Here is a 15,142-nt window from a genome sequence, read left to right as displayed (position 1 = left end):
TAAAATGCATAAGGGCCCCGAATTCGAGGCCCCTATGTCGTTCAATGTAGCGAAACGGCCACGCCTTACAGCGCAACACCTGCGGCCATGTCAGCGGCCAGCTTTGCCGACGCGTCCGTTCCGGCGGCGCCGTGGGCCTCATCCGCCTCAGCAACCAGCTCCGCTGCCAGCTCGGATGTCATATCCGCCTTGGCATAGGCGCGTTCGGCCAAAACAGTTGCGCTTTCGCCAGATACTTCAGCGAAGCCGCCTGTCACGAAATACTCTTCCGTGCCCGATGCAGTGACAACCGTCAGGTAGCCGGGGCGCAAGGTGGTGATGACCGGTGCGTGGTCGGGCATGGCGGTGAAATCACCTTCCGCGCCCGGAATTTGCACTTCGCTCGCCTCGACGGAAGCAAGCTTCCGTTCTGGCGAGACAAGTTCGAATTGCATCATAGCCATGAGGCTTGCTCCTTACGCTGCGTCGGCAGCCATTTTCTCGGCTTTGGCGATCACTTCGTCGATGCCGCCAACCATGTAGAAGGCGCCTTCCGGCAGGTGATCGTACTCGCCAGCCACAACGGCTTTGAACGACGCGATGGTGTCTTCCAGCTGAACCTGCTTGCCGTCCGAGCCGGTGAACACTTTCGCCACGTCAAATGGTTGCGACAGGAAGCGCTCGATCTTACGGGCGCGGGCCACAGCCAATTTGTCGTCCTCGGAAAGTTCGTCCATGCCGAGAATGGCGATGATGTCTTGCAGGGACTTGTAACGCTGCAGAACCTGCTGCACGTCGGTCGCCACTTTGTAGTGCTCTTCACCGATGATCAGCGGATCCAGCAGACGCGAGGTGGAACCAAGCGGGTCCACAGCCGGGTAGATGCCTTTTTCCGAGATCGCACGGTCCAGAACGGTCGTCGCATCCAAGTGGGCGAACGATGTTGCTGGCGCAGGGTCGGTCAAGTCATCCGCAGGCACGTACACGGCTTGCACCGATGTGATCGAGCCGGATTTCGTGGATGTAATCCGTTCCTGCATCGCACCCATGTCGGTGGCCAGTGTTGGCTGGTAGCCCACAGCGGAAGGAATACGACCCAGAAGCGCGGACACCTCGGAACCCGCTTGCGTGAAGCGGAAGATGTTGTCGACGAAGAACAGAACGTCAGCACCTGTGTCGTCACGGAACTGCTCGGCCAGTGTCAGACCGGACAGAGCCACACGCATACGTGCACCGGGAGGCTCGTTCATCTGGCCGTAGACCAGCGCAATTTTCGACTCTTCCAGGTTGTCAGGAACGATAACGCCGGATTCGATCATCTCGTGGTAAAGGTCGTTGCCCTCACGGGTCCGCTCACCAACACCCGCGAACACGGACACACCGGAGTGCACCTTCGCGATGTTGTTGATCAGTTCCATGATCAAAACGGTTTTGCCAACACCCGCACCGCCGAAAAGGCCGATTTTGCCGCCTTTGGTGTAAGGGGCCAGCAGGTCGATCACCTTGATGCCGGTTGTCAGGATTTCGGATTCAGTTGCCTGATCCGCAAACGCAGGGGCTTCGCCGTGGATTGGACGACGCGCGCTGTGCTTAACGGGTCCGCCTTCATCCACCGGATCGCCGGTGACGTTCAGGATGCGGCCCAATGTGCCGTTCCCGATTGGAACCGAGATAGGCTCGCCCAGGTCAGTGACTTCGCCGCCACGAACCAGACCTTCCGAGGAGTCCATCGCGATGGTGCGAACAGTGTTCTCACCGAGGTGCTGCGCAACCTCCAGGATCAGGCGGCTGCCGTTGTTGTCTGTTTCCAGCGCGTTCAGAATCTCAGGGAGCGCGTCGTCGAACTGGACGTCCACAACGGCCCCGATGACCTGAGTAATTTTGCCTTTTGCATTGGCCATGTTGGTTCTCCGGGTCTAGAGCGCTTCAGCGCCCGAAATGATTTCGATAAGCTCGTTGGTGATGACAGCCTGACGCGAGCGGTTGTATTGGATGGTCAGTTTGTCGATCATCTCGCCAGCGTTACGTGTCGCGTTGTCCATAGCAGACATCCGAGCACCTTGCTCGGACGCGCCATTTTCCAACAGAGCGCTAAAGATTTGAGTGGCCACACCGCGTGGCAGCAGGTCCGCAAGGATTTCTTCCTCGGAAGGCTCGTAGTCGTAGACGGTGCCGTCTTCGCCAGTCGCCTCGAAATCCGCAGGGATGATCTGCTGCTCGGTCGGGATTTGGCTGATGACGGATTCGAAGCGCGCGAAGAAGATCGTCGCCACGTCAAACTCGCCCGCGTCGAAACGCGAAAGCACATCCTGCGCGATGCCAGACGCGTCGGCATAGCCGATGCGCTTGACCTCAGACAGGTCCACATGGCCCACGAAATGGTCACCAAGCTCACGCTTGATCGCCTCGCGGCCCTTCTTACCAACGGTCAGAACCTTCACGGTCTTGCCTTCAGCCAGCAGCTTTTGCGCCGCGGCGCGGGCCGCCTTCGCAATATTGCCGTTGAAGCCGCCACACAGCCCACGTTCTGCGGTCATGACGACCAGCAGATGGGTTTGTGTGGACCCGGTTCCAGCCAACAGCTTCGGCGCGCCCTCGGAGGAGCCGACCGACGCTGCGAGGCCACCCATCACAGCGTTGAAACGCTCTGCATAGGGGCGTCCAGCCTCCGCCGCTTCCTGCGCACGGCGCAGTTTTGCGGCGGCGACCATTTGCATCGCCTTCGTGATCTTGCGGGTCGATTTGACCGACGCGATCCGATTTTTGAGGTCACTTAGGTTGGGCATCTGCCAGTCCCCTTAAGCGAAATCTGCGGCGTAAGCGTCGAGTGCCGACTTGATCTTGTCCTCGATGTCACCTTTGATCTTCGGATCTTCGTTGGTGATCGTGTCCAGCAGGTCCTGGTGCTTGCCACGCAGGTGGGCCAGCAGACCTTGCTCGAATGCGCCAACTTGGTTCACTTCGATCTTGTCCAGGTAACCTTTGGTGCCCGCATAGATCACGCAAACGATCTCGGCGTTGGTCAAAGGCGAATACTGAGGCTGCTTCATCAGTTCGGTCAGACGCGCGCCACGGTTCAGCAGCTGCTGGGTTGCGGCATCAAGGTCGGAGCCGAACTGCGCAAACGCAGCCATCTCGCGGTACTGAGCAAGCTCCAGCTTAACCGGACCAGCGACCGACTTCATCGCGTTGGTTTGTGCGGAAGACCCCACACGAGACACGGACAGACCGGTGTTCACCGCTGGGCGGATACCTTGGTAGAACAGTTCGGTTTCGAGGAAGATCTGGCCGTCGGTGATCGAGATCACGTTGGTCGGAATAAACGCGGAAACGTCACCACCTTGGGTTTCGATGACCGGCAGCGCGGTCAAGGAACCGGAACCGTTATCTTCGTTCAGTTTGCACGAACGCTCCAGCAGGCGGGAGTGAAGGTAGAAAACGTCGCCAGGATAGGCTTCACGCCCAGGTGGGCGACGCAGAAGCAAGGACATTTGACGGTAAGACACAGCCTGCTTCGACAGATCATCATAAACGATCAGCGCGTGGCGGCCGTTGTCACGGAAATGCTCCGCCATTGCGGTTGCCGCATATGGTGCAAGGAACTGCATCGGCGCCGGGTCTGACGCGGTCGCAGCCACAACGATTGAGTACTCAATCGCGCCTGTTTCTTCGAGCTTCTTCACCAGCTGCGCCACGGTGGAGCGCTTCTGGCCGATGGCCACGTAGATACAATACAGCTTGCCGTTCTCGTCTTTCGCGGCGTCGTTGTAGGTCTTCTGGTTCAGGATCGCGTCCAGCGCCACAGCGGTTTTGCCGGTTTGGCGGTCACCGATAACCAACTCACGTTGGCCACGGCCAATCGGGATCATCGAGTCGACGGATTTCAGACCGGTTGCCATTGGCTCGTGAACCGATTTACGCGGAATGATGCCCGGCGCTTTTTGGTCTGCAACGGCGCGGTTCTTTGTTTTGATCGGGCCCTTGCCGTCCAGCGGGTTGCCCAGACCGTCAACAACGCGGCCCAGCAGCTCGTCACCGGCGGGAACGTCCACGATCGAGTTGGTGCGCTTAACAGTGTCACCTTCTTTAATGTCGCGGTCGGAGCCGAAGATAACCACACCGACATTGTCGGATTCGAGGTTCAGCGCCATACCTTGGATGCCACCGGGGAATTCGACCATCTCACCGGCTTGGACGTTGTCCAGACCATAGACACGGGCGATACCGTCACCAACGGACAGCACGCGGCCAACTTCGGCCACTTCAACTTCTTTGCCAAAATTCTTGATTTGGTCTTTCAGGATTGCGGAGATTTCCGCTGCTTGGATTGCCATGTTATCCGGCCTCTTTCATAGAATTCTGCAGGGCGGCGAGCTTGGAGCGGATCGACGTGTCGATCATCTTCGAGCCCACTTTAACGACAAGACCGCCGATGAGAGTCTCATCAACGGCCATATTGATTTTCACGTCCTTGCCGACAGACGCTTTCAGCGTTTTGGCAAGTTTGTCTTGTTGCGCTTTGGTCAGGGCCTTGGCGGCCAGCACGTCGGCTGTGACCTCGCCCTTTTCGTCCGAGATGCGCGCGCGCAATTCCGTGACGAGCTGCGGCAGCACAAACAGGCGGCGCTTGGACGCCATCAGGCTCAGCGTGTTGGCGACGGTGGCCGACAGCTTCATCTTCTTGGCGATAGCGGCGATTGCGGCCCCTTGCTGCTCACGTGTGTAAAGCGGCGAGGAAATCAGCGACTTGAATTCCGCGCTGGTGCCCATTGCGGCGTCCAATGCGTCGATGTCTTTTTCGAGCGCTGGAAGTTTCTTGCCCTCTTTGGCAAGGTCAAACACGGCCGTTGCATAGCGCGCTGCAATACCCGTTGAGATCGAGACTGGTTCGGACACGTCCACCCCTTCGATGACTTGGCGCCCGTCTGCCGATCTTTGAGGCCGGCTTTCAGGCAATTGAAAAGGGAACGCGCAAAGGCATCCCCCGTAAATCAGGTGCGATGTAGCAAAGCGGTCTGCGCGGCGCAACTCCCAATGAGGTAATTCGTGGGGTCCCCGCCCTTATACCCCTCCACCCCTTCTTTTCTTGGCTTTTTGGCCCTGCGACCGATTGTAGCTGTGGATAAGTCGGTGCTGTCTGGGGGCGGCAACGGGATCAATCTTGACGAGTCACCCGCCCCACAACAGGCGCAGGCGTGCCTTCCATACCGCGTAACGGGCTGCGAACGCTGACTTTCCTGCCCTTTGGCCTTGGCGCATAGACCTGTTTGGTCGCCTCGACGATCAAAACGCCGCCAGCGAAGCGCCCCGACACCTTGCGTCCAAAACTCTCCATCATGTTGGCCGCCTTTAGCCAAAAGCGCTTTTCACTGGGGATCGCGAACAAAGCCGCGAGGTGCTTCTCGGGCGAGAAATTGTGCTTTTTCAGCTGCGCCTCGAGCTGGCCCAACGAATAAGGCCGCCCAAAACCATAGGGCGTGCGGTCGCGCCGCGACCAGATACCGGCGCGATTGGGTACGATAAACAACGCCCTGCCGCCCGGCGCGAGCACACGCCAACATTCTTCCAGCAACGCGGAAGGGTTTTCGGACGTCTCAAGCCCGTGCAAAACGACCAGCTTGTCCGCCTGCCCCGATTGCAACGGCCACAGCGTCTCTTCACACAAGGCCGCGACGTTCGGTTCGCCTGCTGGCCAGTGCATCACCCCTTGGGGGCCCGGCATCAGCGCGACGACGCGTCGGGCATCCGCCAAGTAGGGACGCAGTAACGGGGCCGCGAAACCAAATCCAACGACCGTTTCGCCCTTCCAGGATTTCCAGAACTCATTGACCTGTTCGCGCACCGCACGCTGCGCCACGCGCCCCAAATTGGTGCGGTAGTAGAAATTCTTCAGATCCTGCACATCTAAATGCATCTGGTCCGCCTTGATTTGGGGGGCCGTACCCTGCCCCGCAATGCATACCTAGGTATACGCTACATAAAGGTCAAAAATTGCCCTTTTTGACTCGATCCGCCTTAAATCGGGCTAAATCACAAGTAATGTGATCAGAAAAGACTTGAAGGTTGGGAATTTAAACCGAACTGTAAGGTCTAAGAGGCAAAGGTCGTACCCGGGTCCTCGACCCGGAACTGCCCTGATATAAAGGAGCATGGGGTGCCATCATTCTCGGACACTCTGGAAAAAGCCATCCATTCGGCGCTCGCGCAGGCAAATGCGCATCGTCACGAACTGGCTACACTTGAACATCTGCTGCTGGCGCTGACGGATGAACCCGACGCCGCCAAGGTGATGAAGGCCTGCGGGGTCGACCTTGAAAACCTGCGCGCCACACTGACTGACTTCATCGACGAAGAGCTGTCGACACTGGTGACTGACGTCGAAGGCTCCGAAGCCGTACCAACGGCCGCCTTCCAACGCGTGATCCAACGCGCCGCGATCCACGTGCAGTCCTCCGGCCGCACGGAAGTGACCGGCGCCAACGTGCTGGTCGCGATCTTTGCGGAACGCGAAAGCAACGCCGCCTTCTTCCTGCAGGAACAGGACATGACCCGCTACGACGCGGTGAACTTCATCGCGCATGGTGTTGCCAAAGACCCTGAATATGGCGAAGTGCGCCCGGTATCCGGCTCCACCGACTTCGACGAAGAAGCGACGACAGAGGCCGCGACAGGCGAGGAACCAAAAGAATCCGCGCTTGCGAAATATTGCGTCGATCTGAACGCCAAGGCACGTGACGGCGACATCGACCCGCTGATCGGCCGTGGCCACGAAGTTGAACGCTGCGTGCAGGTGCTGTGCCGCCGCCGCAAGAACAACCCGCTTCTGGTGGGCGACCCCGGCGTCGGTAAAACGGCGATTGCCGAAGGTCTGGCCATGAAAATCGTGGACGGCGACACGCCTGAGATTCTGTCGCAAACCACGATCTATTCGCTCGACATGGGCGCGCTGCTGGCAGGCACCCGCTACCGCGGCGATTTCGAGGAACGGCTGAAAGCCGTCATGACCGAATTGGAAGAGCATCCTGATGCTGTTCTGTTCATCGACGAAATTCACACCGTGATCGGCGCTGGTGCGACCTCCGGCGGTGCAATGGACGCGTCCAACCTGCTGAAACCTGCTTTGCAGGGTGGCAAGCTGCGCTGCATGGGGTCGACGACCTACAAGGAATTCCGCCAGCACTTCGAAAAGGACCGCGCCTTGTCGCGCCGGTTCCAGAAGATCGATGTGGTGGAGCCGTCGGTGGATGACGCTGTCGCCATCCTCAAAGGCATCAAAACCTATTTCGAGGAGCATCACGGCATCAAATATACCGCCGACGCGATCAAGTCGGCAGTGGAGCTGTCATCGCGCTACATCCACGACCGCAAGCTGCCCGACAAAGCCATCGACGTCATTGATGAAGCTGGCGCTGCGCAACACCTCTTGGTGGAAAGCAAACGCCGGAAATCCATCGGCGTGAAGGAGATCGAGGCCGTTGTCGCCAAGATCGCCCGCATCCCGCCGAAAACTGTCTCCAAGGATGATGCGGAAACGCTGAAGGACCTCGAAAAGGCCTTGAAACGTCAGGTGTTTGGCCAAGATACGGCGATCGAAGCTCTGGCCTCTGCCATCAAGCTGGCCCGGGCCGGTCTGCGTGAGCCTGAAAAACCCATCGGGAACTACCTGTTCGCGGGTCCGACGGGTGTGGGTAAAACCGAAGCCGCCAAAGCGCTTTCCGATCAGCTCGGTGTGGAACTCATCCGCTTCGACATGTCCGAGTACATGGAGAAGCACGCGATTTCCCGCCTCATTGGCGCACCTCCGGGCTATGTGGGTTTTGACCAGGGCGGCATGCTGACCGACAAAGTGGATCAGAACCCGCACTGCGTGCTCTTGCTCGACGAAATCGAGAAGGCGCACCCGGATGTCTTCAACATCCTTCTGCAGGTGATGGATCACGGTAAGCTGACCGATCACAACGGCCGCACGACCGACTTCCGCAACGTGGTGCTGATCATGACCTCGAATGCAGGTGCGGCTGATGCCGCCCGTGCGCCGATGGGCTTTGGTCGGGATCGTCGCGAGGGCGAGGATACCGCCGCCATCGAAAAGCTGTTCACACCGGAATTCCGCAACCGTCTGGATGCGGTAATTTCCTTCGCGCCGCTTGGCAAGAAGATCATCGCCCGCGTGGTCGAAAAGTTCGTGCTGCAGCTTGAAGCCCAATTGATGGACCGCAACGTGACGTTCGAACTGACACCTGCCGCTGCCGAATGGCTTGGTGACAAGGGGTATGACGAGAAGATGGGCGCACGGCCCTTGGCCCGCGTTATCCAGGAGCACATCAAGAAGCCGCTGGCGGAAGAACTGCTCTTCGGCAAGCTCGCCAAAGGCGGTGTGGTCAAGGTTGGCGTCAAGAAGGGCGAGATCGACCTGCAAGTGCTGGAGCCCGAAAAGGCCCGCATCGGTTCCAAGAAAAAGCCGCCGCTTCTCACGGCGGAGTGAGGCTCGCCCTCTCAATGATATTGGCCTTCGCAGCGGCTCCGGCGGTTGCGAAGGACCCTCTCCTGTCACCGCCGCTGGATTGCGGCGCTGATGGGCCAGCCTGCATCATCCAACAATACACAGACAATGACCCGACCGAGGGCGTGCGCGACTATAGCTGCGGTGCGCTCAGCTATGACGGGCACAAGGGCACCGATTTCCGCGTGCCCACGCTTGCCGATATGGAAGCGGGCGTCACCGTCTTGTCCGCAGCCCCCGGCACCGTGACCGCAACACGCGACGGCATGCCAGACATAAACTTCCGCGACCCCAACGCTCCTGATGTCCGAAACCGTGAATGCGGCAACGGGCTGGTGATCAACCACGGCGGCGGCTGGGAGACGCAATATTGCCACCTCAAGCAAGGCAGCCTTGCGGTGTCCAAGGGCGACCGGGTCGCCAAAGGAACCAATCTGGGACAGGTCGGGCTGTCGGGAGCAACCGAATTCCCGCATGTGCACCTGTCCGTGCGCAAAAACGGAGAGGTCGTGGACCCGTTCAATCCCGACGATGCAAGCAGCTGCGGGGTGGCGGAACGTACGCTATGGCAAACCACGCCGGAATACATTTCAGGTGGGCTGCTCGACATTGGATTTCACGACGCGGTCCCGGAATTCCAACAGATCAAGGCCGGGCTTTCTGACCCGGAAACCATGTCCACCGACACACCTGCGCTGGTTCTATGGTCCTACATCTTTGCCAGCCAAGCCGGCGATCAGATCCAGTTCAGCATTGATGGCCCGCAAGGCTGGGAATTCAGGGACACAACGTTGCTGACCAAGCCGCAAGCGGAGCTGTTTCGCGCGGCCGGGAAGCGGCGCCCCCCGGGTGGCTGGCCTGAAGGCAAGTTTACCGGTTTGGTCACCCACATACGCAACGGCGAAACGCTGTCTGAGGACGTGGTCACGGTGACGCTCAACTAAGGCCTTACTTCTCGGTCAGTTTCAGCTCGATCCGCCGGTTTTGCGCCCGCGCTTCGGGCGTGTCCGCTGTATTTAGCGGCTGGTATTCTCCAAACCCGTTCGCCGCCAATCGTGACGGTGGAATGCCCAGCGACCCGCTCATATAGCGCACCACGGACAAAGCCCTCGCCTGCGACAGCTCCCAGTTATCGGCAAATTCACCAAGACCGGAGAGCGGCACGTTGTCGGTATGTCCGTCCACCCGGATGACCCAATTCAGCTCTGCCGGGATGTCGTCGGCAACGCCCAACAGGATTTCGGCCACTTTGGCGATCTCCCCCTGACCTTCCGGCGACAGGTTCGCATTGCCCGGTGTGAACAACACTTCTGAGGAGAACACAAAACGATCCCCTTCGATCCGCACGCCGTCCTGATTGCCAAGAAGTTGGCGCAACCGGCCAAAGAATTCAGACCGGTAGCTCTCCAGCTCTTTGGCCTCCGCCTCCAACCGCGCGCGTTCGGCCTCTTCCAGCGCCGCGCGCTTTTTCTGCTCTGCCGCCACCTGTGCGAGCGCGGTGTTCAGCTGCGTGCCCAGTGCGCTGATCTGCACATTTGCGTCCGCGTCCCGCGCGCCCACCTCATCAAGCAGCGCCTGCAAGGACCCTAGCTGAGATCGCAACGCCGCGACCTGCTGGTTTAGTGCTTCGACCTTGCGTTGACTATCCGCGCTCGCGGCTTGCTCGGCGCTCAGTGCCTCATTCGCTGTGGCCAGCAAAATCGCCCGTTGCTCGGCCTCGCTCAACGCGTCACCGGCATCTGCTTCCGCCGCCCGCTGCGCTGCCAGGGCAGCCAATAATTGTCGGCGCAGCTCTTCTTGCGTGGTGCTTTCAGCGGCTTTCAATTTGGCCAGCTCGTCGCGTAGTTTCGCTTCCCTCGCGGCGCCCGCCCCGATGCGTCCCATCAGGTCAGCCCGTGTGACGTTCGCCGCTTCGCTGGACTGTTTCAACTCGGCAAGCTGGCTTTCAAGGGCGGCAAGCGCCTCATCTGCCGCTGCGCCGGTTTCGGTGAGCCTCGCAACTTCGGCCTCCAGTGAAGCGACCTGCGAATTGAGCGACGTCTCAACATTGGCAGAGGCCGTTTTCGCGGTTTGCCCGGCCAAAAGGGCGGCCAGCAGTTTTTCGTCCAGGTCATCTTTGGCCGAGTTGGCCGCGGCCAACAGCGTCAGCGTATCCTCCGCTTCTTTGCGTTTCTCCTCCAGCGCAAGCGACATCGCGGTCAGTTCGGCATCGGCGTTCTGAAGCCGTTCCTGCAATGCCGCGGCGGCGGCAGCGTCCGCCAAACGGGTGGCCTCAGCCTCATCCAATGCGCGCCCCTGCTCTTCGGCCTTCAATTCCAGATCCGCGATCAGGGCCTGCAAGGCCTGCGTCCGGGCCGCCGCCAACCGTGCGGCTTCGGTCCCTTCGTCTATCTCTGCACGGGCTTGCGCCAAAGCCAATTGCGCCGCTTCCTTCTCGGTGATTTCACGGGCCAGCCCGGCCTCAATATCCGCGATCCGCGCGACCAGGGCCTGGTTGCCCTGCTCAGCCTCGTCCAACGCGGTTTGTGCCGCGTCGCGCTCGCCTGTCAGGGTCGCGATGCGCCCCTCCAGGTTGGCCTGCTGCGACAATAGTCCGGCCACCTGCTGCTCGAAACTGGCAATCCGGGTTGATTGTTCGTCCCGCTGCGTCGAGAGCGAGGCGATCAATGCGGTCTGTTCCGCCGCCGTATCGCGCGCCGCGTCCAATTGCGATTCCAGGTCGAACCCGCGCTGCTGCTCCAACCCCAGTGCTTCCGCCAAAGACTGGACCTGCCCCGACAATTGATCCAGCTCACTATCCTGCGTGGTGATGGTTTCGTTCAGCATGAACTGCACCATCATGAAGATGGACAGCACGAACACCAGCACAAGCAACAGCGCTGTCATCGCGTCAACGAAGCCCGGCCAGATGTTGGCCTCAAACCTCTGTCCGCTGCGCCGCGCAAGAGCCATTGCTTACTCCGGTGCCTTGGTGGAGCGGACGTTTGACGGGGGGCGCGTGTTGCGCGTCAGTTGCCGGATGGCCTGCGTCACCTGTGCCAAATCGCCAGAGACCTGCGCGCTCGTTTCCTGACGTCCCGCCTTCAGCTCCTCAAGGATTTTCAACAATTGAACATCGATGGACCGCAGCCGCATCCGGCTTTCCGGGTCGATCCCGTCATTCTCTTCGGCGGTGTGTGCCAGATGCGCAATCAGCTGCTCCTGCCCCGCGGCAACGCGGTTCAACGCCTCGCTGGGGTCAATGGCTGTGTCCAGCCGGTCTGTGAGACGCTTCATTGAATCGGTCATCCGATTCAATTGTTCATCCGTGTCTTTGCGAGCGCTTTCACCCTGCATGAACAGCCCTTGCAGGCTGTCAATCTGCTCGACCATGTGGTCGAGAACAGTCGCGACCACAGATTGGTCAAACCCGCCCGCCCCGCCGTCTTCGCCGGACGAAAACCCGACGCGAGTGATGGTCGACAGCCACTCTTCCATCTCGCGGTAGAACCGGTTCTGACCGTGCCCGGCAAACAGTTCCAACAGGCCGACGACAAGCGACCCCGCCAGCCCCAAAAGAGAAGACGCAAACGCCGTGCCCATCCCCGCCAACTGGCTTTCCAGCCCGCCAATCAGGTTGGAAAACACGTCCTGGCTGCTTTGCCCGTCTTGTACGTTGAGCGAGCGGATCGTCTCGACAATACCCGGGATAGTGGTCGCCAACCCATAAAACGTGCCCAAAAGTCCAAGGAAAATCAGTAGGTTGATGATATAGCGCGTGATGTCGCGCGACTCGTCCATGCGGGTGCCGACTGAATCCAGAATGGTGCGCGAAGACGACGCACTGATCTGCATCCGCGCGCCCCGCGACCGCAGCAACGCCGCCAAAGAGGCCAGCAACCGCGGCGCACCGCCCTCGTCATGGCTGGCCGCATCAACCGCGAAACTCTCAATCCACGAGACCGAGGTGATCAGCTGAAACACCTGCCAAAAACAGGCGAACACCCCCAGCACAAACACCGCCAGAATGACGCCGTTGAGAAACGGGTTGGCAAGGAAAACCGAAGAGACGCTGGGGTAAATCAGGTATCCGCCGAAGCACACCAGCCCGAGGATGATCAGCATCAACAAGATAGCGCGTATTGGCTGTGTAAACTGCCCGCTCCGCCCCCTGTCAGGAGTGTCCATACCCATACCCTTGAATTGCCCGCAACCGTCTTTTTTTTAAGAACATACGGGGGCCAAGGGCAATTTGCCAAGGTTTTCTGCGATAGGCCTTAGGCCGCCAATTCCCGCACCCGCGCCACAAGCCACGCCATATCGGGGTCATGCACCCCCATTTGTTCCAAATGCGCGGCGGTGTTGTACAAATATTCGGTGTTGGGTCCGCGACCACCGACCGAACTCGCAATCACCTCGGCCTGCCGCTCCAGCGACAAATCCCCGCAATATTGCACATGATCCTGGTTGATGATGTAGGCCAAGGCCTGCACCTCCCGCCCGTCAGACAGGGTCAGTGGCACCATCGCCTCGTAATAGGCTGACGAAATCAACTCGCGCTCGCGCAGCATTTGCAGCACAGTTCCGGCCTCGTCATCAGCGACCCGAAACGCCACACCGTCGCAAGATGCGCCGTCCGCCACATCCAATGCCAAAACCAACCCGGGATCGTCGATCGAGCCGCGATGATGGATCGACCACATGCAAAACGACCGATGGTAGCCGGTCAGTTGCGCGGTCACGCTTTCCACCGGTGCAAAGCCCGGGTTCCAAAGCAGCGATCCGTATGCGAACACCCAAAGGGGTTTGTCCAATGTTGGCTGGGCAACCATGTCTCTGGCCCTCCTGTCTTCGGCCTAGTAAACGGGACGACAAAGGAAAAGGGGAAAGACCCGAAATGCGCAAGTTAATCACCCTCATTGTCGTTCTTGGCCTTGGCTGGTCCGGCTATTGGTTTGTCGGCTCCCAAGGCCACAAGACCGCGATGACCAAATGGCTTGATGATCGTCGCGCCGAGGGCTGGCAGGTCGACTATTCCGACCACGTCGTGCGCGGCTTCCCCAACCGGTTCGATACGACCTTTACCGATCTGCAATTGACCGACCCCGAAACGGGGCTCAGCTGGCAGGCCCCGTTCTTCCAAATCCTGTCGCTCAGCTACAAGCCCAACCACCTGATCGCCGTCTGGCCGCATGAGCAAACCATCGCGACCCCGCGTGAGAAATTCACCCTGAAGACCGACGACATGCGGGCCTCCCTGAAGGTCAAACCCTCGACCGCATTGGCTTTGGACAGCGCCAATGTCGAGATGGGCGGCGCGGTGATCACCTCCACCGACGGCTGGACCGCAGGGTTCGACGCACTCAACGCAGCCATCCGAAACGCGCCGGGCACCACCAACACCTATGACGTCGCGGCCAACATCAACCAACTGCTGCCGGGCGAGCGGTTCCGCGCCATCATCGACCAGGGCGGCACCCTGCCCGACCAGATCGAAGCGCTGCAATTCGACCTACAGGCACAACTCAGCGGCGCGCTGGATCGCATCGCGATCGAGACGCAGCGCCCTGACGTGACCGCCCTAACGATCCGCGATTTGCGCGGCGCATGGGGAGAGCTGGAAATCCGCGCCAAAGGCGACATGACGGTCGAGAACGCCAAACCCAACGGCGAGGTTGCCATCACCGCCCGCAACTGGCGCGAGATGCTGGCCTTGGCCGTGCAAGCCGGAGCGATTGAGGCCAACGCCGCCTCCGCCGCCGAGTTCGGCCTTGGATTGCTGGCCAGCTCATCGGGCAACGCGAACGCGCTTGATGCCACACTCAGCTTCTCGAACGGCGCAACCTTCTTGGGGCCACTTCCCATCGGTCCCGCGCCAGAGATCAGGCTGCCCTAGCGACAGTAACTCCCCGACCGATACCGCGCGGTATCAAAGTGGAAATGGTCTTGATGGAACCGGTTGGCATTCGGCCCCAACACGGTGCCAAACGGCCCGCAGGCCGCCTTATGCGCCTTCTTCAGGATCGGCCCCTGCTGCTTGGCCCGCCAGCCCTTCAACACGGTGATCGTCTGCCCGTTGTTCAGGTTGATCGCCGAGATATCCACGGCCCGACCCTTGGCATGTTCTGACAGCCGCCCCGACTTGGCGCTGTTGCGGTTCCGGCAGGCATAATGGGCCACGACTTTCAACGACCGCACGCCGCCGCCGACTTTGCCCACGGCGGGTTTCAAGCCATTTTTCACCCATGTATTCAAAGCCTTGGCTGTCGTGCAGTCAATCGTCGGCTTCTGCGACAGGCCTACGCCCGACACGGATGTCAAACGCACGGCATTTTGCACGCCGCACGCCCCGCGCCCTGCAATGGCACCAATGGCCGCGCCCTTTATTTCCGGCACACCGCAAACGGACCCTTTCGCGCTCACCGCTATCTGCTGGGCGCGCTTTTGTTTCAGCCCGGCGGGGCGTTGCGTGGGCCGTTGCGGTCGCTTGCCCTGAAACAGCCGCTTCAGTCCAAAACCGCGCTTCGCCGTCGAGGTTTTCGGCAACGCCGCCGCCTGCTCCGCCTTCACGACGGCTTGAATGGACACCCCGCGCGGCAGCGGGCGGATCGACCGCTCCGGCGCATTCGCAAACGCCGGGGACACCAACACAGCACTCAAAAACAACGCACGCCACACCAT

General features: G+C 60.1%; 13 protein-coding genes. 3 read left to right on the top strand and 10 right to left on the bottom strand.

The window, feature by feature from the left end:
• Window positions 1-65: 65 nt before the first annotated feature.
• From atpC to Q0899_RS17570, 6 genes are all read right to left on the bottom strand, one after another.
• Window positions 66-443 carry an ATP synthase F1 subunit epsilon gene (atpC, locus tag Q0899_RS17595; protein WP_298298426.1) on the bottom strand — a complete coding sequence of 126 codons (378 nt, stop codon included), beginning with the start codon at window positions 441-443 and terminating at the stop codon, window positions 66-68.
• A gap of 12 nt (window positions 444-455) precedes the next feature.
• Window positions 456-1,880 (bottom strand): F0F1 ATP synthase subunit beta, encoded by a 1,425-nt coding sequence (gene atpD / locus Q0899_RS17590; protein ID WP_298298423.1) that lies wholly within the window; start codon window positions 1,878-1,880, stop codon window positions 456-458.
• 15 nt (window positions 1,881-1,895) lie between these two features.
• Window positions 1,896-2,765 (bottom strand): F0F1 ATP synthase subunit gamma, encoded by an 870-nt coding sequence (locus Q0899_RS17585; RefSeq protein WP_298298420.1) that lies wholly within the window; start codon window positions 2,763-2,765, stop codon window positions 1,896-1,898.
• 12 nt (window positions 2,766-2,777) lie between these two features.
• Window positions 2,778-4,313, bottom strand: coding sequence for a F0F1 ATP synthase subunit alpha (gene atpA, locus Q0899_RS17580; protein WP_298360091.1), 1,536 nt, complete (start codon window positions 4,311-4,313; stop codon window positions 2,778-2,780).
• 1 nt (window position 4,314) lies between these two features.
• On the bottom strand, window positions 4,315-4,875 hold the full coding sequence (locus Q0899_RS17575; protein WP_298298414.1) for a F0F1 ATP synthase subunit delta: 561 nt from the start codon (window positions 4,873-4,875) through the stop codon (window positions 4,315-4,317).
• A gap of 259 nt (window positions 4,876-5,134) precedes the next feature.
• Window positions 5,135-5,893, bottom strand: coding sequence for a methyltransferase domain-containing protein (locus tag Q0899_RS17570; RefSeq protein WP_298360093.1), 759 nt, complete (start codon window positions 5,891-5,893; stop codon window positions 5,135-5,137).
• A 240-nt stretch (window positions 5,894-6,133) separates the two neighbouring features.
• Between Q0899_RS17570 and clpA the strand changes: the two genes are divergently transcribed.
• On the top strand, window positions 6,134-8,464 hold the full coding sequence (clpA, locus tag Q0899_RS17565) for an ATP-dependent Clp protease ATP-binding subunit ClpA (protein ID WP_298298407.1): 2,331 nt from the start codon (window positions 6,134-6,136) through the stop codon (window positions 8,462-8,464).
• Window positions 8,465-8,478: 14 nt separating this feature from the next.
• Window positions 8,479-9,426, top strand: coding sequence for a M23 family metallopeptidase (locus tag Q0899_RS17560; RefSeq protein ID WP_299194510.1), 948 nt, complete (start codon window positions 8,479-8,481; stop codon window positions 9,424-9,426).
• A 4-nt stretch (window positions 9,427-9,430) separates the two neighbouring features.
• On the opposite strand, the gene Q0899_RS17555 is transcribed toward Q0899_RS17560, so the two are convergent.
• From Q0899_RS17555 to Q0899_RS17545, 3 genes are all read right to left on the bottom strand, one after another.
• Window positions 9,431-11,434, bottom strand: a complete 2,004-nt coding sequence (locus Q0899_RS17555) for a peptidoglycan -binding protein (RefSeq protein ID WP_299194507.1) — start codon at window positions 11,432-11,434, stop codon at window positions 9,431-9,433.
• Window positions 11,435-11,437: 3 nt separating this feature from the next.
• The gene (locus Q0899_RS17550; protein WP_298360099.1) at window positions 11,438-12,649 is read right to left on the bottom strand and encodes a biopolymer transporter ExbB; all 1,212 of its coding nucleotides are present in this window, start codon (window positions 12,647-12,649) and stop codon (window positions 11,438-11,440) included.
• Window positions 12,650-12,738: 89 nt separating this feature from the next.
• Window positions 12,739-13,293 carry a gamma-glutamylcyclotransferase gene (locus tag Q0899_RS17545; protein WP_298298395.1) on the bottom strand — a complete coding sequence of 185 codons (555 nt, stop codon included), beginning with the start codon at window positions 13,291-13,293 and terminating at the stop codon, window positions 12,739-12,741.
• A 65-nt stretch (window positions 13,294-13,358) separates the two neighbouring features.
• Between Q0899_RS17545 and Q0899_RS17540 the strand changes: the two genes are divergently transcribed.
• Window positions 13,359-14,357: a DUF2125 domain-containing protein gene (locus tag Q0899_RS17540; RefSeq protein ID WP_299194503.1), complete on the top strand. Its 999-nt coding sequence runs from the start codon at window positions 13,359-13,361 to the stop codon at window positions 14,355-14,357.
• On the opposite strand, the gene Q0899_RS17535 is transcribed toward Q0899_RS17540, so the two are convergent.
• Entirely contained in the window at window positions 14,354-15,142 is a 789-nt protein-coding gene (locus Q0899_RS17535; protein WP_298360105.1) for an extensin family protein, read from the bottom strand. The two genes, Q0899_RS17540 and Q0899_RS17535, sit on opposite strands and share 4 nt — an antisense overlap.

Origin of the sequence: uncultured Litoreibacter sp., from assembly GCF_947501785.1 — a bacterium.
In the GTDB taxonomy this organism is placed as follows: domain Bacteria; phylum Pseudomonadota; class Alphaproteobacteria; order Rhodobacterales; family Rhodobacteraceae; genus Litoreibacter.
The sequence above is the reverse complement of the archived record's forward strand: the minus strand, read 5'-3'. Positions and strand labels throughout refer to the sequence as shown.

Coding starts and splice junctions, on each gene's coding strand:
- Q0899_RS17570 (WP_298360093.1), bottom strand. CDS start 5,893: ATGCATTTAGATGTGCAGGATCTGAAGAATTTCTACTACCGCACCAAT.
- Q0899_RS17560 (WP_299194510.1), top strand. CDS start 8,479: ATGATATTGGCCTTCGCAGCGGCTCCGGCGGTTGCGAAGGACCCTCTC.
- atpD (WP_298298423.1), bottom strand. CDS start 1,880: ATGGCCAATGCAAAAGGCAAAATTACTCAGGTCATCGGGGCCGTTGTG.
- Q0899_RS17585 (WP_298298420.1), bottom strand. CDS start 2,765: ATGCCCAACCTAAGTGACCTCAAAAATCGGATCGCGTCGGTCAAATCG.
- atpC (WP_298298426.1), bottom strand. CDS start 443: ATGGCTATGATGCAATTCGAACTTGTCTCGCCAGAACGGAAGCTTGCT.
- Q0899_RS17545 (WP_298298395.1), bottom strand. CDS start 13,293: ATGGTTGCCCAGCCAACATTGGACAAACCCCTTTGGGTGTTCGCATAC.
- Q0899_RS17540 (WP_299194503.1), top strand. CDS start 13,359: ATGCGCAAGTTAATCACCCTCATTGTCGTTCTTGGCCTTGGCTGGTCC.
- atpA (WP_298360091.1), bottom strand. CDS start 4,313: ATGGCAATCCAAGCAGCGGAAATCTCCGCAATCCTGAAAGACCAAATC.
- Q0899_RS17555 (WP_299194507.1), bottom strand. CDS start 11,434: ATGGCTCTTGCGCGGCGCAGCGGACAGAGGTTTGAGGCCAACATCTGG.
- Q0899_RS17535 (WP_298360105.1), bottom strand. CDS start 15,142: ATGGTGTGGCGTGCGTTGTTTTTGAGTGCTGTGTTGGTGTCCCCGGCG.
- Q0899_RS17550 (WP_298360099.1), bottom strand. CDS start 12,649: ATGGACACTCCTGACAGGGGGCGGAGCGGGCAGTTTACACAGCCAATA.